Annotated in this window: 20 protein-coding genes; 12 read left to right on the top strand and 8 right to left on the bottom strand. The window is 58.3% G+C overall.

The window, feature by feature from the left end:
- Window positions 1-215: 215 nt before the first annotated feature.
- Together ACOERD_RS26100 and ACOERD_RS26095 are read right to left on the bottom strand one after the other, a co-directional pair.
- Complete coding sequence (locus ACOERD_RS26100; RefSeq protein ID WP_170471962.1) at window positions 216-452, bottom strand: hypothetical protein; 237 nt, start codon at window positions 450-452, stop codon at window positions 216-218.
- A 288-nt stretch (window positions 453-740) separates the two neighbouring features.
- Window positions 741-983: a hypothetical protein gene (locus ACOERD_RS26095; RefSeq protein WP_170639318.1), complete on the bottom strand. Its 243-nt coding sequence runs from the start codon at window positions 981-983 to the stop codon at window positions 741-743.
- Between the two features lie 353 nt (window positions 984-1336).
- On the opposite strand from ACOERD_RS26095, the gene ACOERD_RS26090 reads away from it, so the two are divergent.
- Window positions 1337-2206 (top strand): lytic transglycosylase domain-containing protein, encoded by an 870-nt coding sequence (locus tag ACOERD_RS26090; protein ID WP_419740956.1) that lies wholly within the window; start codon window positions 1337-1339, stop codon window positions 2204-2206.
- A gap of 33 nt (window positions 2207-2239) precedes the next feature.
- Here the strand turns inward: ACOERD_RS26090 and ACOERD_RS26085 are convergent, their stop codons facing one another.
- The 5 genes from ACOERD_RS26085 to tldD all read right to left on the bottom strand — a co-directional run bounded on the left by ACOERD_RS26085 (window position 2240) and on the right by tldD (window position 9288).
- Window positions 2240-2866 (bottom strand): CoA transferase subunit B, encoded by a 627-nt coding sequence (locus ACOERD_RS26085; RefSeq protein ID WP_419740955.1) that lies wholly within the window; start codon window positions 2864-2866, stop codon window positions 2240-2242.
- Window positions 2866-3570, bottom strand: a complete 705-nt coding sequence (locus tag ACOERD_RS26080; RefSeq protein ID WP_419740954.1) for a CoA transferase subunit A — start codon at window positions 3568-3570, stop codon at window positions 2866-2868. Before ACOERD_RS26080 ends, ACOERD_RS26085 begins: the two co-directional genes overlap by 1 nt.
- 101 nt (window positions 3571-3671) lie before the next feature.
- Window positions 3672-6323 (bottom strand): type I DNA topoisomerase, encoded by a 2652-nt coding sequence (gene topA, locus ACOERD_RS26075; RefSeq protein WP_419740953.1) that lies wholly within the window; start codon window positions 6321-6323, stop codon window positions 3672-3674.
- A 179-nt stretch (window positions 6324-6502) separates the two neighbouring features.
- Window positions 6503-7627 carry a DNA-processing protein DprA gene (dprA, locus tag ACOERD_RS26070; protein WP_419740952.1) on the bottom strand — a complete coding sequence of 375 codons (1125 nt, stop codon included), beginning with the start codon at window positions 7625-7627 and terminating at the stop codon, window positions 6503-6505.
- Between the two features lie 239 nt (window positions 7628-7866).
- Complete coding sequence (gene tldD / locus ACOERD_RS26065) at window positions 7867-9288, bottom strand: metalloprotease TldD (protein WP_419740951.1); 1422 nt, start codon at window positions 9286-9288, stop codon at window positions 7867-7869.
- A 176-nt stretch (window positions 9289-9464) separates the two neighbouring features.
- Here tldD and coxB point away from each other — a divergent pair, with 176 nt between their 5' ends.
- The 5 genes from coxB to ACOERD_RS26040 all read left to right on the top strand — a co-directional run bounded on the left by coxB (window position 9465) and on the right by ACOERD_RS26040 (window position 12985).
- Window positions 9465-10376 (top strand): cytochrome c oxidase subunit II, encoded by a 912-nt coding sequence (gene coxB, locus ACOERD_RS26060; protein WP_419740950.1) that lies wholly within the window; start codon window positions 9465-9467, stop codon window positions 10374-10376.
- A gap of 81 nt (window positions 10377-10457) precedes the next feature.
- Window positions 10458-11414, top strand: coding sequence for a heme o synthase (gene cyoE, locus ACOERD_RS26055; protein WP_419740949.1), 957 nt, complete (start codon window positions 10458-10460; stop codon window positions 11412-11414).
- Window positions 11411-11572, top strand: coding sequence for a hypothetical protein (locus ACOERD_RS26050; protein WP_170377873.1), 162 nt, complete (start codon window positions 11411-11413; stop codon window positions 11570-11572). The genes cyoE and ACOERD_RS26050 overlap by 4 nt, the downstream gene beginning before the upstream one ends.
- Entirely contained in the window at window positions 11572-12147 is a 576-nt protein-coding gene (locus tag ACOERD_RS26045; RefSeq protein ID WP_170377874.1) for a cytochrome c oxidase assembly protein, read from the top strand. Before ACOERD_RS26050 ends, ACOERD_RS26045 begins: the two co-directional genes overlap by 1 nt.
- 22 nt (window positions 12148-12169) lie before the next feature.
- Entirely contained in the window at window positions 12170-12985 is an 816-nt protein-coding gene (locus ACOERD_RS26040) for a cytochrome c oxidase subunit 3 (protein ID WP_170377876.1), read from the top strand.
- Between the two features lie 284 nt (window positions 12986-13269).
- On the opposite strand, the gene ACOERD_RS26035 is transcribed toward ACOERD_RS26040, so the two are convergent.
- Entirely contained in the window at window positions 13270-15012 is a 1743-nt protein-coding gene (locus tag ACOERD_RS26035; protein ID WP_419737624.1) for an IS1634 family transposase, read from the bottom strand.
- Between ACOERD_RS26035 and ACOERD_RS26030 the strand changes: the two genes are divergently transcribed.
- From ACOERD_RS26030 to ACOERD_RS26005, 6 genes are all read left to right on the top strand, one after another.
- Window positions 15005-15196, top strand: coding sequence for a hypothetical protein (locus ACOERD_RS26030; RefSeq protein ID WP_419740948.1), 192 nt, complete (start codon window positions 15005-15007; stop codon window positions 15194-15196). The genes ACOERD_RS26035 and ACOERD_RS26030 overlap by 8 nt on opposite strands.
- 22 nt (window positions 15197-15218) lie before the next feature.
- The gene (locus ACOERD_RS26025; protein ID WP_170377876.1) at window positions 15219-16034 is read left to right on the top strand and encodes a cytochrome c oxidase subunit 3; all 816 of its coding nucleotides are present in this window, start codon (window positions 15219-15221) and stop codon (window positions 16032-16034) included.
- Window positions 16035-16188: 154 nt separating this feature from the next.
- Window positions 16189-16866 carry an SURF1 family protein gene (locus tag ACOERD_RS26020; protein ID WP_419740947.1) on the top strand — a complete coding sequence of 226 codons (678 nt, stop codon included), beginning with the start codon at window positions 16189-16191 and terminating at the stop codon, window positions 16864-16866.
- Window positions 16863-18251 carry a threonine synthase gene (gene thrC, locus ACOERD_RS26015; protein ID WP_419740946.1) on the top strand — a complete coding sequence of 463 codons (1389 nt, stop codon included), beginning with the start codon at window positions 16863-16865 and terminating at the stop codon, window positions 18249-18251. The genes ACOERD_RS26020 and thrC overlap by 4 nt, the downstream gene beginning before the upstream one ends.
- Window positions 18248-19510 carry a M16 family metallopeptidase gene (locus ACOERD_RS26010; RefSeq protein ID WP_419740945.1) on the top strand — a complete coding sequence of 421 codons (1263 nt, stop codon included), beginning with the start codon at window positions 18248-18250 and terminating at the stop codon, window positions 19508-19510. The genes thrC and ACOERD_RS26010 overlap by 4 nt, the downstream gene beginning before the upstream one ends.
- Window positions 19510-20094 carry a GNAT family N-acetyltransferase gene (locus ACOERD_RS26005; protein ID WP_170701608.1) on the top strand — a complete coding sequence of 195 codons (585 nt, stop codon included), beginning with the start codon at window positions 19510-19512 and terminating at the stop codon, window positions 20092-20094. The genes ACOERD_RS26010 and ACOERD_RS26005 overlap by 1 nt, the downstream gene beginning before the upstream one ends.
- Window positions 20095-20118 lie beyond the last annotated feature (24 nt).

The following is a 20118-nucleotide window of genomic DNA, read 5'->3' as shown; positions in this document are numbered from 1 at the left end:
AGTTGGGCAAATAGCGCCCAACAAGAAGTTCTGAAACAGCGACCTGTTTAACGGGGAATTGTGTCGAAATCTGGGGCAAAAGCGTTTTTCGATACAAAAACTTTTTTGTTCATCTGCGACGCGCGCGCACAAATCACTGACGTCAAAGCAATCGCGCGCCGGACAGAAAACTCGTTGCAAACTGTCACAGTCGCACGATCTTCAGGGCAAAGATATCATTCGCCGTTTACGGTTCCGGCTGAAGTGATTCCGCCAGCGTTGTCATTGTCACCAGTGCTGACTGTCGCCGTTGACAAGGCTTGGTCCACGTTTCCGCCGAAATTGTCCATTCCGGTCCTCATCACAAGTATGAGTGCAGAGCTGAGTCCGATTATCAAAGCGACCAAGACGACCCAATCAACCGTGATTGCGCCCTCTTCGCTTTTCACAAAGCGATTTTGAAACTGTTTCATGTGTCGTCCTTCCAAGAGCCTCTTCTACCCAAGCCATTGCCAGCCCAAGTGCAGATAATTCGATCTATACAGTTTTAGCTGACGTGGATGGCGGAAATTGGGCCAGAAAAAGGAGGTCATGCCAAATTGCCACTGCTTTCGCATTGGTCACGGAACAAAAACTCATTTTTGACGGTGACAAAAAGCGCTTGTTAAAATAGCGCCTTGTAGACTTTGGGTGTATTTACCTCAAAAAGAAAAGCCGCACCAAGATCTTGGTGCGGCCTAGCAACTTAGCTGTAAGCTAAATTATTCGTCGGTGCCGGTCGCAGAGCCTGCTGTGGTGATGCCGCCTGCGTTGGTGTTGTCACCAGTCGAAACAGTAGCGGTGCTCAGCGCGGTGTCTACGTCGTCCGCCAGGCTGGTCGCGCCGCCTTCGATTTGCTGGTATGCAACGGCTGCCAGTCCGATGACTGCTGCGGTCAGAACAACCCAGTCAACTGTTACTGCGCCGTCTTCGTCTTTGCGGAAGTTCTTGATGAACTTGATCATGTTACGTCCCTCCTAAAGGATCTAAAAAAGTCTTCTAAACCTCGGCGTCTTTCAGAGCTTCCTCTCTCAGTCCGCTCCCGATCGTCTCGGTATGCATCTATGTTTGCCTGTTGTGCGTGGCAGGAATTGGGCCAAACAGGGAAAAATTCGCCCGATGCTTAACTTTCTGGTCACTTTTTTTATAAGATATTGAAAGTAAATATAAAAAAACAAATTCGGTTGTTTGGGGTCGTCTTTTAGCGATGCAAATTTGCGGCAAATGAGGCGAAACTGCCCCAATTTGCTTGGTTTTTCTGGCTTTACGCGAAGATTCGAGGTTCAAATCAATCAAAACGAAAACATGAGGCAGGCAAATGAATCTCCGGGACGCAGTTACATGCGCCGGCGTATTGGCGTTTCTGGTATGCACGCCAGACACCGTGCGCTCGGATGAGGTCGAACCGCGTGGTGTCTATAAAAGGATCAAGGCGCCTCTGCCGGGTCAGCGGCCCAAGGTTAACATTCGGATTACCTCCGAAGAACATGCAGCCCGCCCCTCAGCGCCTAGTACTGGATCTGAGCTTGCGGTCCCCGAGGTCATCAAACGCGCCAAAGTGCCGCCGGCGGAGGACGCCCCCGTAATCGCGACCAAAACGCCGCCGAAAGGCGCCTATAAAGCCTTTTGGGAGAAGATCTCGCCCGAACTGGCACAAGCCGGGCCAGGACGGCTGGATTCTGCCATCGACGCTCTGGCCGCGACAAGCGTCTCGACACCCCGTTTGCAGACCCTGCAGGGCATCGTGAACAATCAGGGCCGCGATATCCTACGCTCGACCATTGGCACCAATGTTTCGCCTGCACTGGTGCTGGCGGTTATCTCGGTGGAATCGGCTGGACGGGCCGACGCGGTCAGCTCAGCCGGGGCACAAGGATTGATGCAGCTGATGCCTGCAACGGCCGAGCGGTTTGGCGTGCAGGACAGCTTTCAGCCCTCTCAGAATATCTCTGGTGGGGTCAGATACCTGGATTGGCTGATGGGTGAGTTCGACAATGACCCGATATTGGCGCTTGCCGGGTACAACGCCGGTGAGGGGGCCGTTCGCAAACACAGCGGTGTGCCGCCATATGCAGAGACGCGGGACTACGTGCCCAAGGTGCTCGCGGCTTTTCAAGTCGCGCGTGCGCTCTGCGCTACGCCGCCGGTCTATGCCTCAGATGGGTGCGTATTCCAGACGCTGAACTAGGGCCTGCCTGTCGCAGCAGGCCCTGATCTTTGTTTAGTTGACGATGTTCGCCTCAGTTGCGGCGCGGATCTCGTCTTCGGTGACGCCTTCTGCGATCTCGACGATCTTCAGACCGCCTTGAACCACATCCAGAACCCCGAGGTTGGTAATGATGCGATTCACAACCTTTTTCCCGGTCAGTGGGAGGGTGCACTTTTTCAGCAGCTTGGATTTGCCGTGTTTGTTGGTGTGATCCATCACCACAATTACACGGCCGACACCGGCTACAAGATCCATCGCGCCGCCCATGCCTTTGACTAGAACGCCGGGAATCATCCAGTTGGCCAGGTCGCCTTCTTCATCCACTTCCATCGCGCCCAGTACCGCCGCAGCGATCTTGCCGCCCCGGATCATCGCGAACGAGGTCGCGCTGTCGAAATATGCGGTGCGCGACAGCTCAGTGATGGTTTGCTTACCCGCGTTGATCAGGTCGGGGTCTTCTTCGCCTTCGAACGGGAAGGGGCCCATACCCAGCATACCATTCTCGGATTGCAGGGTGATGTCCTTGTCGCCCACATAGTTTGCCACCAGCGTCGGAATACCGATGCCGAGGTTCACATACATGCCGTCTTCAAGCTCTTGCGCCGCACGGGCGGCCATCTGGTTCCGATCCCAAGGCATTATGCTTCCTCCTTCTTACGGGTGGTGCGCTGTTCAATGCGCTTTTCGTGATCGCCCTGAATGATCCGATGCACATAGATGCCCGGTAGGTGGATCGCATCCGGGTCCAATGAGCCGCGGGGAACGATCTCTTCGACCTCGGCGATGCAGATCTTGCCGCAGGTTGCGGCAGGCACGTTGAAGTTTCGGGCGGTCTTGCGGAAGATCAGGTTGCCGGTGTCATCGGCCTTCCAGGCTTTGACAATGGCCAGATCGGCAAAGATGCCTTCTTCCAGAATGTAGGTCTCGCCGTTGAAGTCTTTGTGTTCTTTGCCCTCGGCGATCACAGTGCCCACGCCGGTTTTGGTGTAGAAACCAGGGATGCCTGCGCCACCTGCGCGCATCCGTTCGGCCAGAGTGCCCTGCGGATTGAATTCCAGCTCAAGCTCTCCGGCCAGGTACTGACGCATGAATTCCGCGTTTTCGCCGACGTATGAGCTGATCATTTTCTTGACCTGCTTGGTCTGCAGCAGGATGCCGATACCGAAATCGTCGACGCCTGCGTTGTTCGACGCAAAGGTCAGGTCCTGAGCACCCGAGTCCTTGATCGCCTCAAGCAGCAGTTCCGGGATGCCGCACAGGCCGAAACCGCCCGCCGCGATCATCATGCCATCCGACAGCACTCCGTCGAGCGCGTCAGAGGCATTGGCATAGATTTTCTTCATGGAAAACTCCCCCAATGACATGGTGATGGGCAGGTTGTGCCGTCGCGTCAGGGGGAAGTCAACGAATCCAAAGGGCTGGTGGTATTTCTACCTATCCAACCCTAGCTTGCCGTTTTCTTAGTTGTTTTCTTGGCAGCGGCCTTCTTCTTTGGAGCAGCCTTTTTCTTCGTACCTTTCTTAGCGGCGCGTTCATTGACCAGTTCGATGGCCATTTCCTGCGTCACATCCTCGGGTTTGATGTCTTTGGGAATGGTGGCGTTGACCTTTTCCCACTTCACATAAGGCCCATAGCGCCCATCCAGAACTTGCATCGCACCCCCGTCGGGATGCTCGCCCAGCTCTTTCAATGGCTTCGCAGCGGCGCTCCGCCCGCGACCGGGATTGGCACGCTTTTCGGCCAGCATCTCAACCGCGCGGTTCATGCCGATTTCGAACACGTCATTGGGGTCCTTGACATTGACGTAGACCGGTTTCGCCTCTTCCGGCAGTTGGTGCATGATATACGGCCCGAACCGTCCGAAGTTCGAGCTGATCATACCGCCTTCAGGATGTTCACCAATCTGGCGGGGCAGGGACAGCAGGGTCAGGGCCTTCTCCAGATCTATGTCATCCTTGCTCCACCCACGCGGCAGAGAGGCGCGCGGCGGTTTCTTGTTCTCTGGCGTCGGCTCTCCGCGCTGGACATAGGGACCGAACCGGCCGGATTTCAGCCAGATCTCATCGCCTGCATCCTCACCGAGAAGACGTTCATCTCCTTCGGCCCCCTCGCCCGCGATGGGGCGAGTATAGGTGCATTCGGGATAGTTGCCGCAGCCAACGAACCCGCCGGTACGAGAAGTTTTAAGATGCAGTTGCCCCGTCCCACATTTCGGGCAAATGCGCGGGTCCGATCCGTCCTCACGAGGCGGATATAATTGCGGGGCCAGTGCTTCGTCGAGCTTGTCCAGCACTTCCGAGATTCGCAGCTCAGACGTTTCGCCAATCGCGGCTGAGAAATCGCGCCAGAACTTGCCCAGCAGATCCTTGTAGTCGCGATCGCCGGCGCTGACGTCGTCCAACTCTTCTTCCAGATTCGCCGTGAACTCATAGCCCACGTATTGGCGGAAGAAGTTCAGCAGAAAGATCGTAACGATCCGGCCTTTTTCCTCGGGGATCAGGCGGTTCTTGTCCTTGCGTACATATTCGCGGTCCTGAATCGTGGTCACGATCGAGGCGTAGGTCGAAGGACGGCCGATCCCCAGTTCTTCCATCCGCTTGACCAATGTGGCCTCGGTATAGCGCGGAGGCGGCTGCGTGTGGTGCTGCAGCGCCAGAACGGATTCGTTTTCGGACAGAATTGCTTCTTTCGCGGTTTTTGCGCCTTCTGTGACCTGAGCCTCACCTGTCGCCTTTTCGAATTGGCCAATCAGAGAGTCCTTGGCAAACCGCGCAGGATCGCCCTGCATGATCTGAGGCAGGCGCTTTTCGTCGTCATCTGCCACATCGTCGCGGCCCTCTTCGTAGACCCGCATAAAGCCGTCAAACAGCACCACCTGACCGGTCGCGCGCAGGCCGACCTGAGCATCGTCGCTGCCGATTTCAACGGTTGTGCGTTCTAGGCGCGCAGCAGCCATCTGGCAAGCAATCGTGCGCTTCCAGATCAGATCGTAGAGCTTGCGCTGATCTTCATCAGTCACCTTTAGCTCTTTTGCATCGCGCGTCATGTCCGTCGGGCGGATACACTCGTGCGCTTCCTGCGCGTTCTTGGCCTTGTTCTTGTAGATGCGCGGGCTGTCCGGCACATATTCGGCGCCATAGCGATCCGAAATCGCGTCGCGCGTGGCGGCGACCGCTTCGGGGGCCATGTCGATGCCGTCAGTTCGCATATAGGTGATGTAGCCTGCCTCATAGAGGCGTTGCGCCACCTGCATCGCGTGCCGCGCACCCATGCCGAACTTGCGGCTAGCCTCCTGTTGCAGGGTCGAGGTCATGAAGGGCGCGCTGGGGTTGCGTGCCGCAGGTTTCGCCTCGACCGAGGTCACGCTTAGTGCGCGGCTGGTGATGGCCTGAACAGCCAGCTCCGCCTGTGTCGCGTCTTTCAGATCGTGCTTGTCCAGCTTTTTGCCGGCATAGGTGACCAGGCGCGCCTCGTAGGTCTGGCCGCGCGGTGTTTCGAACAGGGCCTTGACCGACCAGTATTCGACCGGCTTGAACGCTTCGATCTCCATCTCGCGTTCGACGATCAGCCGCAGGCAGACAGATTGCACCCGACCTGCCGATTTCGCGCCGGGCAATTTACGCCACAGAACCGGCGATAGGTTGAAGCCCACCAGATAGTCCAGCGCGCGACGGGCCAGGTAGGCCTCAACCAGCGGCATGTCGACCTCGCGCGGGTTTTGCATCGCCTGGGTGACGGCCTCTTTGGTGATCGCGTTGAAGGTCACGCGGCTGACCGGCGTATCTTTCTTGATCGAGCGCCGCTTGGTCAGCGCTTCCTGCAAGTGCCAACTGATCGCTTCTCCCTCGCGATCAGGGTCGGTTGCGAGGATCAGGGCGTTGTCTTCTTTCAGCGCATCGGCAATTGCTTTGACGTGCTTCTTGCTGTCATTGCCGACCTCCCACTTCATCTCGAATTCGTGGTCGGTATCGACTGATCCGTCCTTGGGCGGCAAGTCCCGAACATGGCCGTAGGAGGCCAGAACCGTGTAGTCGGGGCCGAGATATTTATTGATTGTTTTCGCTTTGGCCGGAGATTCTACAACAACTACGGGCATTTAAGGGGAAACCTCGCTCGACGAATAGGGCGCCTGTTATGGTCGTGCAAAATGTGTGGGGCAAGGCCGGAATGTCAATGCGTTCCTTTTGCAGTGTGAAAAAACCCAAGATTTCAGCGTTCTATACGCCTTTGGGGCAGGCGAAGCCTTAAAGGGTGCCGCGTGGCGGCATGCCCAGTTCAGCTTGCTAGCGACAAAAGCCCACCAGGTTGGCGCTGGATTCGGCCCTCAAGTTCCAGATCTACCAAAGCGGGACCAAGATCGCCGGCCGAAGCGGCGATATCGCGCAGCAGTTGGTCTTCGGCGATGGGCGATGGGCCGAGTCGTTCCAGGATTTGATCGTGTAGCGCTACTGCAGGTGTGGGTGTTGGCGGAGCAGAGGGCTCACTGCGCGTTTGGAAGAGGTCTTCTCCCTTGGGCAGGGCTTCGATCACATCTTCTGCAGACCGGATCAAGGTCGCGCCGTCCCGAATCAACAAATTGCATCCAGAGGCCCGTGCATCGAACGGATGACCGGGCACGGCGAGGACCTCGCGCCCTTGGTCTAGCGCGTCCCTTGCAGTGATCAGGCTGCCTGATTTAGCTGCGGCCTCAACCACCACGACGGCTTGCGCCAGCCCCGATATAATCCGGTTGCGGCGCGGAAAGTGGCGGGCTTGTGGTGTCAGCCCCATAGGTTGCTCTGACAGGCGTAGACCGGCCTCACCGATCTTATACGCCAGTTCGCTGTTCTCGGCCGGGTAGATGACATCAATCCCTCCGGCCATCACGGCGATGGTGCCAGTGTCCAGCGCGGCCAGATGGGCCGAAGTGTCGATCCCTCGGGCAAGGCCAGAGACAATGACGTGACCGAGATCACCTAGTTCTTTCGCCAGACCACGGGCCATGCGCGCGCCGAGCGAGGAACAATTGCGCGCGCCCACCATTGCGATTGCGGGTTTCTGCAGCATCGTAAGATCGCCAACAGCCCATAGAAGCGGCGGCGCGTCAGATACATCCTGCAGAGCTTTTGGAAAATCAGCGGACCCAAGGCACACAAGCCGCGCTTTGGCGGCTTGTGCGGCCTTGAGTTCCGCCTCAATCACGCCGGGGGGGCAGATTTCATACCCGTTTATTCCGGCAGCGCGTGCCATTTCAGGCAGCGCGGCCAGCGCGTTCTGCGCTGAGCCATGTTCGCTTAGCAGCCGACGAAACGTCGCCGGACCAACCTTGCGTGAGCGCAACAGGCGGAGCCACGAAAACCGATCCTCTTCCGTGGTGGGTGGGAGTGGGGGGTGATTGGAAGAATGCTGCTCTTCGGTCATCCGATGCTCCGCCTGATTGCAGAACTGGTTTACGTGTGTCGGGGTTAACAGCCTGTAAATCGTTGAAAATTAGATGCAATTTTTTGGGCGTGTTCTCCAGGGAATGCTGTTAAGCAATTGTATTGTAAGTATAAAACTTCTACCAAGGTGAATGAACCGCAATTCCAATTGACTTCAGCCACTTTGGCGAAAAGGCGCAATGTTAACCCTGCGCCTTTCCTATTTCAGGTGATTCCGACTCAGGCGGCGGAGCCTCCGACGGTCAGTCCGTCCATCAGAACCGTTGGCTGGCCGACACCTACGGGCACCCATTGACCATCCTTGCCGCAGGTTCCCATTCCCGGATCCAGCGCCATGTCGTTGCCCAACCCACGGATGCGGTTCAGCGCAGAAGGTCCATCCCCGATCAGCGTCGCGCCTTTGACCGGAGCGCCGATCTTGCCGTTTTCGACCCGGTAGGCCTCGGTACAGGAAAAGACGAATTTGCCGTTGGTGATGTCGACCTGACCACCACCGAAACCCACGGCCCAAATACCGTCCTTGATATCAGCAACTAGAGCGGCCGGGTCGGCATCGCCGCCCAGCATCACCGTATTGGTCATGCGCGGCATCGGTTTGTGCGCGTAGCTCTGCCGCCGTCCATTGCCGGTAGGGGCGACACCCATCAGGCGCGCGTTCTGGCGGTCCTGCATGTACCCAGTCAGGATTCCGTCCTCAATCAGGACAGTCCGAGAGCTTGGCGTTCCCTCGTCATCCACAGTGATCGAGCCGCGCCGGTCAGCAATCGTGCCATCATCCACTACGGTCACGCCCTTGGAGGCAATTTGCTGCCCCATCAGACCTGCAAAGGCCGAGCTGCCCTTGCGATTGAAATCCCCTTCCAGCCCGTGCCCGATGGCTTCGTGCAACAGAATACCGGGCCAACCGGGGCCTAAGGCGACCTCCATCACTCCGGCTGGGGCAGGGACAGCTTCGAGGTTGACCAATGCGATCCGTAAGGCCTCACGCGCCTTGTTCTGCCAGTCGGCGGGATCAATCAGCCCGCTCAGACCCATACGGCCACCACCGCCCGCCGAGCCGGTTTCACGGCGGCCATTCTGCTCGACGATGACTGAGACATTCACCCGAGTCATCGGGCGCACGTCGCGCACCAGCACACCGTCGGGGCGCAGGATCTCGACCTCTTGCACCGCGGCGGCGATGGTCGCGCTGACTTGCACGACGCGGGGGTCCAGATCACGAGCGAAGGCGTCGATCTCGCGTAGGGTCTCGACTTTGACCGGAAAGCTGGCGGTTTCAATGGGATCTTCATCGGCATAAAGGCGTTTGTTGGTCGCCTTCGGGGCCTCGGCCAGGGTGCCGCCTCCCTCACCAATGGCCAGCCGAGCGGTCTCGGAAGCGCGTTTCAACGCGGGAATCGAAACCTCCGTCGAATGGGCGTAGCCTGCAACTTCGCCCTGTACGGCGCGTAGCCCGAATCCCTCGGACGCATCGTATGAGGCGGTCTTCAACCGACCATCGTCAAAGACCAGAGACTCGGACTTCCGCCGTTCGACAAACAGTTCTCCGTCCTCGGCCCCGGAGGTCGCCGATTGCAAAATGGAGAGCGCTTCATCATGCGGAAGAGCGCTTTCAAAAGGGCGAAACGGGGCCTGAGTCATGGGTTGTGACCTTTCCGGTTTGATCCAGATCAAAAATAGCGTCTGTTTGACGCAAGCATTTTGCTTTATCTACCCGCAGGAATATGGTTTTTAACGCGGCCAAAGACAACGGGTGTGGTTTCACCGATTCATACCTTTTCGCCAGAGACGCAAAGATCAAACGATCAGGACAAGACATGAAGAATGCTTTGATGCTTTCCGGGCTTGCTACGGCCCTCTCCAGCCTTCCCGCCATGGCTCAGGAGCTTGAGATAATTGGCAAGCCGGTTGACGGTGGAATGGGCTTTCAACCCGCAGCGACCAGCCTTGCAGACGGGATTCACAGGCTGGACGCGATGATTCTGGTGATCATCACCGTGATCTGCCTGTTTGTTGCTGCGCTGCTGGTTTACTGCATCGTGCGCTACAACCAGCGCGCCAACCCGACACCGGCGCGGTTCTCGCACTATACCCCGGTTGAGATCGCCTGGACTTTGGGCCCGATCCTGATTCTGGTGTTCATCGGCGCCTTCTCTCTGCCGGTTCTGTTCAAGCAGCAGGAAATTCCCGAAGGTGACGTGGTCATCAAAGTGGTCGGCAACCAGTGGTACTGGACCTACGAATATGTTGATCAAGATTTCGCGTTCGACAGCTACCTGCTTGGCCACCCTGCCACGCTGGATGAGGGTGCGCGCCCCGCAGATGCGGATGTGACCCCCTTCGTTCTGGATGACGCCATGCGCGCCAAACTGGCTGATGCGGGCTACAGCGATGATGAATGGCTGCTGGCTACTGATACCGCTGTCGTGGTTCCGGTCGGCAAGGTCATCGTGATGCAGGTTACCGCGTCTGACGTGATCCACTCGTGGACGATCCCGTCCTTCGGCGTGAAGCAGGATGGCGTTCCCGGTCGTCTGGCTGAACTATGGTTCGAAGCTGACAAAGAGGGCGTATATTTCGGCCAGTGCTCCGAGCTTTGCGGTAAGGACCACGCGTATATGCCGATCACCGTAAAAGTGGTCAGCGAAGAGGCCTACGAACAATGGCTGAACGGCGCGATCGAGGAATATGCGGGCACGCCGCAAAACTTCCAGGTGGCCTCGAACTGAGCGTAGACTGGGCGTTCGCGCCTTAGAATACTCGTTGGCTGCGCGCTAGAGCGCGCAGCTTTCGCCCCAAAAGGACCCAAGATGACCGACGCAAGCATCAATGCCAGCACATCGACCGCCAAGGCATACGCGGATGAGGCCAGCTTTGGCGATTATTTCGCCCTGCTGAAGCCGCGGGTGATGTCTCTGGTCGTGTTTACGGCTCTGGTCGGTTTGCTGGCGGCTCCGGTGTCGGTACATCCTTTCGTGGGATTCTGCGCCATCCTGTTTATCGCCATCGGTGGCGGTGCGTCAGGCGCGCTGAACATGTGGTGGGATGCGGATATCGACCGGGTGATGAAGCGGACCAAGGGACGCCCGATTCCCGCTGGTAAGGTACAGGAAGGCGAGGCGCTATCGCTGGGTCTGGCGCTGTCCGGCCTGTCGGTGATCATGCTGGGCCTTGCGACCAACTGGTTCGCCGGCGCGTTTCTTGGCTTCACCATTTTCTTCTACGTTGTGGTCTACACGATGTGGCTGAAGCGCTCGACGCCGCAGAACATCGTGATTGGCGGCGCGGCAGGGGCGTTCCCTCCGGTGATCGGCTGGGTTGCCGCAACAGGGTCGATGACGCTTGAGCCTTGGTTGATGTTTGCCCTGACCTTCATGTGGACGCCTCCGCATTTTTGGGCGCTGGCGCTGTTCATGCGCTCGGACTATGACGATGCTGGCGTGCCTATGTTGACCGTGACCCATGGTCGTCGCGCGACCCGTAAGCATATTCTCGTTTACACCGGCCTTCTGGCTGTTCTGGCCGTTGGGACCGCGTTCTCAGACATCGGCGGGCCGATCTATCTAGCGGTTGCTCTGGTGCTGAACGCCCTGTTCCTGCGCGGCGCATGGCAGATATCGCGCCGTACCGAAGACGACGCGGAAGCGGACAATTTCAAGGTCGAGCGGAGCTTCTTCAAGCTGTCTCTGCTTTACCTGTTCCTGCATTTTGGCGCGATTCTGGTTGAGGCGCTGCTGAAACCCTACGGCATGGGGGGCTGGTCATGAGCCTGCGCAAAAGCCACGAAATTCACGAACGTCGTTTCAGCCGAAACCTGGGTGTTGGCCTGACACTTGCGGCCTTCATCGTGATCATCTTCGGCCTCACAATCGTCAAGGTCTCGGGCACCAGCCTGGGGCAACCCGTGCAGGAGGTGCAAAACTGATGGCTCTGTCCGGTCCTCAGAAAACTGTTGTGCAAACCGTGGGTGTGGTTGTCCTGATGGGCAGCCTCGCCTGGGCGGCTGTGCCGTTTTACGACTGGTTCTGCCGTGTTACCGGATTCGGAGGCACCACCGGCGTCGCCGAAGCCGCGCCTGATGATATCCTCGACCGTAAAGTGACGGTCCGTTTCGACGCATCCAAAGCCAAGGACATGGCGTGGGAGTTCAAGCCCGTCGAGCGTGAGATGGAGGTGCGCATCGGTGAAACCGGGCTGGCCTTCTATGAGGCCTACAACCCGACTGATCGCCCGATTGCCGGACAGGCGTCCTACAACGTCGCGCCGTATTCGGCAGGTGGGTATTTCCAGAAGATCGCCTGTTTCTGCTTTGAAGAGCAGGTTCTGCAACCCGGTGAGCGGGTAGAGATGCCGGTCAGCTTCTTTGTTGACCCGGAAATGGTCGAAGACCTTGAAGCGAAATATGTGCATACGATTACTCTGTCGTATACATTTTACGAAATTGACCTGCCCGAGGGCTATGCCGCCCTTGAAACGCAGGAAGACACAAACACGAACTAACGCCTTTAGGTGAGGGACGCTGATGGCACACGCAAAAAACCATGATTATCACATTCTGGCCCCGTCGATCTGGCCGCTGATCGGCGCTGTCGGTGGCTTTGTGATGCTGTTCGGAGCCGTCCTTTGGATGCACGGTGTGACGCCGTGGCTGTTCTGGGCCGGTCTCGTCGCCGTGCTGTACACCATGTTCGCCTGGTGGTCCGAAGTTGTGGTGGAAAGTCGTCAGGGCGACCATACGCCGGTCGTGCGCATCGGCCTGCGCTATGGCTTCATCCTGTTTGTGATGTCCGAGGTGATGTTCTTCTTCGCCTGGTTCTGGTCGTTCTTCAAACATCGCATGTACCCGATGTACGACTATGCGGGCACCGAATACATCCAGCCGGATATCCATGCGGTTGATCCGTTCCACCTGCCGCTGATCAACACTTTGGTCCTGCTGCTGTCGGGCTGTGCGATCACCTGGGCGCACCACGCTCTGGTTCACGACAACGACCGCAAGGCGTTGATCAACGGTCTGGCCATCGGTATCGTGCTGGGTATCCTGTTTACGGCACTCCAGGCGTTTGAATACTACGAGCTGCTGGCCCATGAGGACTGGCAGTTTGGCGGTGACCAGTTCTACTCGAACTTCTTCATGGCAACCGGCTTCCACGGCTTCCACGTAGTCATCGGTACGATCTTCCTGACAGTCTGTCTGATCCGCGCACTGAAAGGGGACTTTACCCCCGAGAAGCACGTCGGTTTCGAGGCCGCAGCCTGGTACTGGCACTTCGTTGACGTTGTCTGGCTGTTCCTGTTCTTCGCAGTCTACATCTGGGGACAGGCGCCGCTGTTCTAAGCGATACTGGTTTTGAACTGTAAAAGCCGCTCTTCGGGGCGGCTTTTTCGCATTTTCGAAGGCAAGATTGCGCCCCATACAATTGCGTGGTTGCATTCTCGTGCCTGCCCCCCTTAACAAGACGCCGGTTCCTGCAACGAGCGATAGTCCTTCCATGCGCCGCACTCTGTTTCCTGACTTCCGACATTTTTTCGTATAAGTCATTGATATTATTATGCCTTGGTTGCCAAAAGGCACTACACGGACTTTTTTCGCCAGCGATTGTTTCGGAGTGTTGAGGGAGCTCAGGCTTTGGTCTGGCCAGTTTTTCGGGTGCGCCCGGGGGGTATCTTGAAAGGGGCTTCGTTCCAGGTCAGGCCGACGCAGGTGAGGATGCGTCTGGCATCGACCGTGGCATGGCTTGGCATGCCGTAGCGGTCAGGGGTGCCTTTGTGGCGCAGGATCGAGAGCTGCAATGCGTTCAACTCGTTGCGGATACGAGCCGGGCTCATCGGGTGTCCGAGCAGGTCCAGATGCTTGCGCAGGTGCTGCAGGCAGCAGAAGGCCATGTAGCAGATGGCGATATGGGCCCGGACCCGACGCGGCGACCAGTGATAGATGGGCCGGATTTTCAGATCGTGCTTGTTGGTGCGGAAGCAGGCTTCGATCTCCCACAACTGGTGATAGCGGGCAATGACGTCCTGTGCCTCCAGTTCGTCCGCACCATGAACAACAATGGCATGCAGCCCGTCCCATTGTGCCGCTGCCTTGATCTTTGCATCATCCAGCGTGACGTCCCCGCTGTCGGGGAAGGCCAGGAAGCGGCCATATCCCCGGCTGCTGAAGCTGCCGGGTTTGCGAGAGCGCTTGAGCTTCTTGTGCAGCTTTTCGATTGCCTTGTCGCGCTTGTGGGCATCATTGCGTGCCCGGGTGGGTGACCAGGTCACAATGACCCGCGCTCCCTCCTGGTCGATCACCTTGTACCAGCCCTTCTCGGTTGCCTCTTCAGAACCGTGTCCAGCCCAAGGCTGGCGTCCCTCCGGGCTCAAAATGTTCGCCTTCACGGCGGCCGGGGCGGACTTCATGCGATAGCCGAGGATGTAGGGCAGACCCTTGTTCTGCAACATCTGCTGGTTGTCCTTGCTGAGCATGGCGGCATCGGCCACGAACGTGACCCTGGCCACGTCGAAGCGTCCCTCCAACGCCTTCAGCGCAGCTTCCAGCGTATGACCTTCCCAGGTGTTTCCCGGGAAGAGTTCATAGCCCACAGGCAGCCCATCGGAGGTGACGATCAGCGCCAGCATGACCTGAGCGCGGTGATGCTTGCCATCCTTGCTGAAGCCCTTGGCCAGAAGATGATCCTGCTCGACCCCGTCCGCATCCTCGGCCGGGTCCTCGCGCTCGGTGTCAAAGGCCAGGGTCGTGCAATCGTAGAACAGCACGGTCACTGGCCCGCCCAGCAACTTCTCTGCCGCCGCGTGAGAGGTTTTGCAAATCCCGTCTATCACCGGCGTATTGATGTAATCCATGCTCCGATAGACCACGTCCAGATTGAGCGTGATGCCTGCCTGGTTCTCCAACGCCTCCACGGTCGCGCGCTTGCTCTCGGGCTGTGCGATCCGCGCCATAACCAGCTCTTTCACAATGCGATTGGCACTTTTACGCGCCGCCCCCAGAAGGGCCCCCCAACCCAGTTGGTCATACATCGTCCCCATGACATCCCGCAGACCCAGAGAGACCCGCGCCTCCTCACGGCACTCGGCAAGATCAACGCCAAGCTTGTCCGGCCGCGGAGCGCGGCGCACCAGCGCCTGCAGATCGGCATATTCCGTGGGCGTGAACAGTTCCATTTGCGGCGAGCGATCAATGCGTAATTGCTCCATCAAGCGGCCCGCCAGACGCTTGATATCCTCAATCTCGCTGTCGTTATGGGCCACACCCACATGGCGCAGGATCTTCTGGCGTACCTTGGAGCCGGTGCGGACGGATTCAACGATCTGGATCCGTGTGCGGTTGAGCTTTGCGTCATGTTTGGTGCGGATGAACATGGGCGAAGAGGTTAGCCATCTGAAGGCCCATGTCAATACTTTTTATAATAATGGGGCACTACAACGCGCCTCTGAGCAACCACACCTGAAAACAAACCAAAAACCCAGTCAGATCAACAAAAAGGTCGGAAGTCAGGAGGGCTATGCCGCCCTTGAAACGCAGGAAGACACAAACACGAACTAACGCCTTTAGGTGAGGGACGCTGATGGCACACGCAAAAAACCATGATTATCACATTCTGGCCCCGTCGATCTGGCCGCTGATCGGCGCTGTCGGTGGCTTTGTGATGCTGTTCGGAGCCGTCCTTTGGATGCACGGTGTGACGCCGTGGCTGTTCTGGGCCGGTCTCGTCGCCGTGCTGTACACCATGTTCGCCTGGTGGTCCGAAGTTGTGGTGGAAAGTCGTCAGGGCGACCATACGCCGGTCGTGCGCATCGGCCTGCGCTATGGCTTCATCCTGTTTGTGATGTCCGAGGTGATGTTCTTCTTCGCCTGGTTCTGGTCGTTCTTCAAACATCGCATGTACCCGATGTACGACTATGCGGGCACCGAATACATCCAGCCGGATATCCATGCGGTTGATCCGTTCCACCTGCCGCTGATCAACACTTTGGTCCTGCTGCTGTCGGGCTGTGCGATCACCTGGGCGCACCACGCTCTGGTTCACGACAACGACCGCAAGGCGTTGATCAACGGTCTGGCCATCGGTATCGTGCTGGGTATCCTGTTTACGGCACTCCAGGCGTTTGAATACTACGAGCTGCTGGCCCATGAGGACTGGCAGTTTGGCGGTGACCAGTTCTACTCGAACTTCTTCATGGCAACCGGCTTCCACGGCTTCCACGTAGTCATCGGTACGATCTTCCTGACAGTCTGTCTGATCCGCGCACTGAAAGGGGACTTTACCCCCGAGAAGCACGTCGGTTTCGAGGCCGCAGCCTGGTACTGGCACTTCGTTGACGTTGTCTGGCTGTTCCTGTTCTTCGCAGTCTACATCTGGGGACAGGCGCCGCTGTTCTAAGCGATACTGGTTTTGAACTGTAAAAGCCGCTCTTCGGGGCGGCTTTTTCGCATTTTCGAAGGCAAGATTGCGCCCCATACAATTGCGTGGTTGCATTCTCGTGCCTGCCCCCCTTAACAAGACGCCGGTTCCTGCAACGAGCGATAGTCCTTCCATGCGCCGCACTCTGTTTCTGCTGATCTTCAGTCTCGCCGGTTTGGGCGTATTGCTGTGGCTTGGTACTTGGCAGGTCCAGCGTCTGGCGTGGAAGCAAGAGATCCTGTCCGAGATTGACAGCCGCATCGCCGCCGAACCAGTTCCGCTGCCGCAACAGGTGTCAGAGGATGAAGACAAATATCTGCCTGTGACGGTCTCTGGTGATATGGAGCCAGGCGAGATCCACGTTCTGGTCTCAGTCAAGCAGGTCGGTGCCGGGTATCGCATCATCCAGTCATTCAGTACCCAAGATCGCACCATTCTGGTTGACCGCGGTTTTGTGCCCACCACGGCCAAGCAGACTGATCGTTTGACCGGCCCGATGGAGGTGACAGGCAACCTGCATTGGCCCGATGAGATCGACAGTTACACGCCCGATGCCGATATCGACAGCAACATCTGGTTCGCCCGCGACGTGCCCAATCTGGCCGCCGCGCTGGGGACCGAGCCGATCTTGCTGATCGCCCGGTCTCAGACCGATCTGGGCGTGACGCCGCTGCCTGTCGACACGGCAGGAATTCCCAATGATCACCTGCAATATGCAATCACATGGTTTGGACTGGCCCTCGTCTGGGCCGTGATGACCGGATACTTCCTGTGGCGCAATCGCGCCCCTTCTGAGAGTGACTCGCAATGAAATACATCTCGACCCGTGGCCAGGCGCCTGAACTGAGCTTTGAAGAGGCGATGCTGACCGGGCTGGCCCGTGATGGTGGCCTGTACCTGCCCGCCGAAATCCCGACACTCAGCCATGATGAGATCGCCGCAATGGCTGGTCCGTCCTACGAAGAGATCGCGTTTTGCGTGATGTGGCCCTATGTCAGCGGCTCCTTCGCAGAGGATGAGTTCAAACAGATCATCGCCCGCGCCTATGAAGGCTTCGGCCACGACGCCCGCGCGCCGCTAAAGCAGCTGAACGAAAACCACTTCTTGTTGGAGCTGTTCCACGGGCCCACTCTGGCCTTCAAGGACTTTGCCATGCAGTTGATCGGTCAGCTGTTCCAGGTGGCCCTGAAACGCCGCAATGACCGCGTGACCATCGTGGGTGCGACCAGTGGCGACACCGGCTCGGCCGCGATTGAGGCATTCCGGGGGCTGGATGCGGTGGATGTGTTCATCCTCTATCCTCATGGTCGGGTGTCCGAGGTGCAGCGCCGCCAAATGACGACGCCAGCGGATAGCAATGTCCATGCGCTCGCCGTGGATGGCGATTTTGACGATTGCCAGGCCGCTCTGAAGGATATGTTCAACGATTTCGATTTCCGGGATGAGGTCAAACTGGCGGGCGTGAACTCGATCAACTTTGCCCGCGTTCTGGCGCAGATCGTCTACTACTTCTCGGCTGCTGTCAGCCTTGGCGCGCCGCATCGCAAGGTCAGCTTCACCGTGCCAACCGGTAATTTCGGGGACATCTTCGCAGGCTATCTGGCCAAACGCATGGGCCTGCCCATCGACCGTCTGGTCGTCGCGACCAACCAGAACGACATTCTGCACCGCTGCCTGTCGGGTGAGGGATATTTCAAGGGCGAGACCATCCCCTCGATCAGCCCGTCGATGGATATTCAGGTCAGCTCAAATTTTGAACGCGCCCTGTACTATGCCTATGGCGAGGATGGCAGCGCGGTCGCTCAGTTGATGGATGAGCTGAAATCCGGCGGCTTCAACGTCAGCCAAGGCGCGATGGAATCGCTGCGTGAGAGCTTTGATTCGGGCCGCGTGTCCGAGGATGAGACGCTTGAGACGATCAAACACACTCTGGCCCATAGTGCCGAGCTGGTCTGCCCGCATTCGGCCATTGGCATCAAAGTGGCCGAGGATCACCGCGCAGCGGATGTGCCTATGATCACTCTGGCCACCGCGCACCCCGCGAAATTCCCGGCAGCGGTCGAGAAGGCGAGCGGGGAACATCTGCCTCTTCCATCCCGCATGTCTGATCTGTATGAACGTCCGGAACGGGTGACGCGGATTGCCAATGATCTGGGTGCCCTTGAGGATCATATCAGAAGGCATATCGCTGAGTGACAGTCAGACAAGACCAGCTGAAGAACGGTTTTCGTATCGTCAGTGAACATATGCCGGGGCTGCAATCGGCAGCCATCGGCATCTGGGTGACCGCCGGCGGGCGGCATGAGCGGATCGAGCAGAACGGGATTGCGCATTTCCTTGAGCATATGGCGTTCAAGGGAACCGAGCGGCGTTCTTCGCTGCAAATCGCTGAGGCGATCGAGGATGTGGGTGGGTACATCAACGCCTATACCTCGCGCGAGGTGACGGCCTACTACGCCCGTGTTCTGAAGGATGACGTGGCGCTGGCGATGGACGTGATCGGTGACATCGTTCTGAACCCGGTCTTTGATCCGCGCGAGATCGAGGTTGAACGTGGCGTGATCCTGCAGGAAATCGGTCAGGCCTATGACACGCCCGACGATGTGATTTTCGACTGGCTGCAGGAACAAAGCTATCACGACCAGCCTCTTGGCCGCACCATTCTTGGGCCGACTGAACGGGTCAGCTCTTTCTCGCGAGAGGATCTTTCAGGCTTCGTGGCCGAACATTATGGCCCCGAACAAATGATCCTATCTGCGGCGGGTGCTGTCGATCACGACGCGCTGATGAAAATGGCCGAAGAGATGTTCGGTCATCTGCAACCGCGCAAAGGTTTGATCCCCGAGGCCGCTCGGTTCACCGGTGGTGAAGCTCGGCAGGAGAAAGATCTGGAGCAGGCGCATTTTGCACTGGCGCTGGAAAGCCCGGGCTATCGCGACGACGGGATCTATACCGCTCAGATCTATTCGACGGCGTTGGGCGGCGGCATGTCCTCGCGCCTGTTCCAGGAAGTCCGCGAGTCGCGCGGGCTGTGCTATACCATATTTGCGCAGACCGGGGCCTACGCGGATACCGGGACAACCACGATTTACGCGGGCACGTCTGCCGATCAGGTCGCCGAGCTTGCAACCATCACGATAGACGAGATGAAGCGCGCTGCTGATGACATGAGCGAAGAAGAGGTCGCCCGTGCCCGTGCGCAGATGAAAGCCGGGATGCTGATGGGTCTGGAAAGCCCCTCGAACCGGGCTGAGCGTCTGGCGCGTCTGGTGCAGATCTGGGGGCGGGTGCCTTCGTTGGAAGATACCGTCGCCAAGATTGATGCCGTCAGTACCGAGGATGTCCGGGCCTTCGCCGAACGTATGGCCGTTCAGGCCCCGGCGGCCTTGGCGCTCTATGGTCCGGTCTCGGGTGCGCCATCCTTGGCAGAAATGCAGGAGAGGCGTGCGGCGTGATGCTGTTAGGCAGGCGCAAGCTGAAACTTGAAACCGCGCGGCTAAGGCTGCGCCCGCCTGTGCATTCCGACTTCAACGAATGGGCCGCTCTGCGCCGCGCCTCAGAGGAGTATCTGACCCCCTGGGAGCCGATCTGGGCGCAGGATCATTTGAGCCGCAAGTCTTTCACCAACCGGGTCTATTGGGCGCAGCGCTCAGTCGCCAGCGGAACCGCGATCCCGTTGTTTCTGTTCCGCCGCTCAGACGACGTGCTGGTGGGGGCGATCACACTGGACAACATCCGCCGCGGTCCTGCGCAGGCTGGAACGCTGGGCTATTGGACCGGGCAGAGCTTTGCGCGCAACGGCTACATGCGCGAGGCCATAGGCGCGGTCGTTCATCACGCCTTCACCCGTCTGGACCTGAGCCGGATTGAGGCGGCTTGTTTACCTGAAAACAAACCCTCACGCGGGTTGTTGGAACGCTCGGGTTTTAAGTACGAAGGCGTGGCGCAGTCCTATCTGCAGATCAACGGGCGGTGGCGGACGCATGTTCTTTATGCCAGCTTGCGGTCGGACCGGCGGGGCAGGACGGACGCGGGGTAGGGGGCTCTGCCCCCGTCGCGGCAA

Source organism: Ruegeria sp. (genome assembly GCF_965199275.1).
Taxonomy (GTDB): Bacteria; Pseudomonadota; Alphaproteobacteria; order Rhodobacterales; family Rhodobacteraceae; genus Ruegeria.
This window is presented reverse-complemented; position numbering and strand designations above follow the sequence as displayed.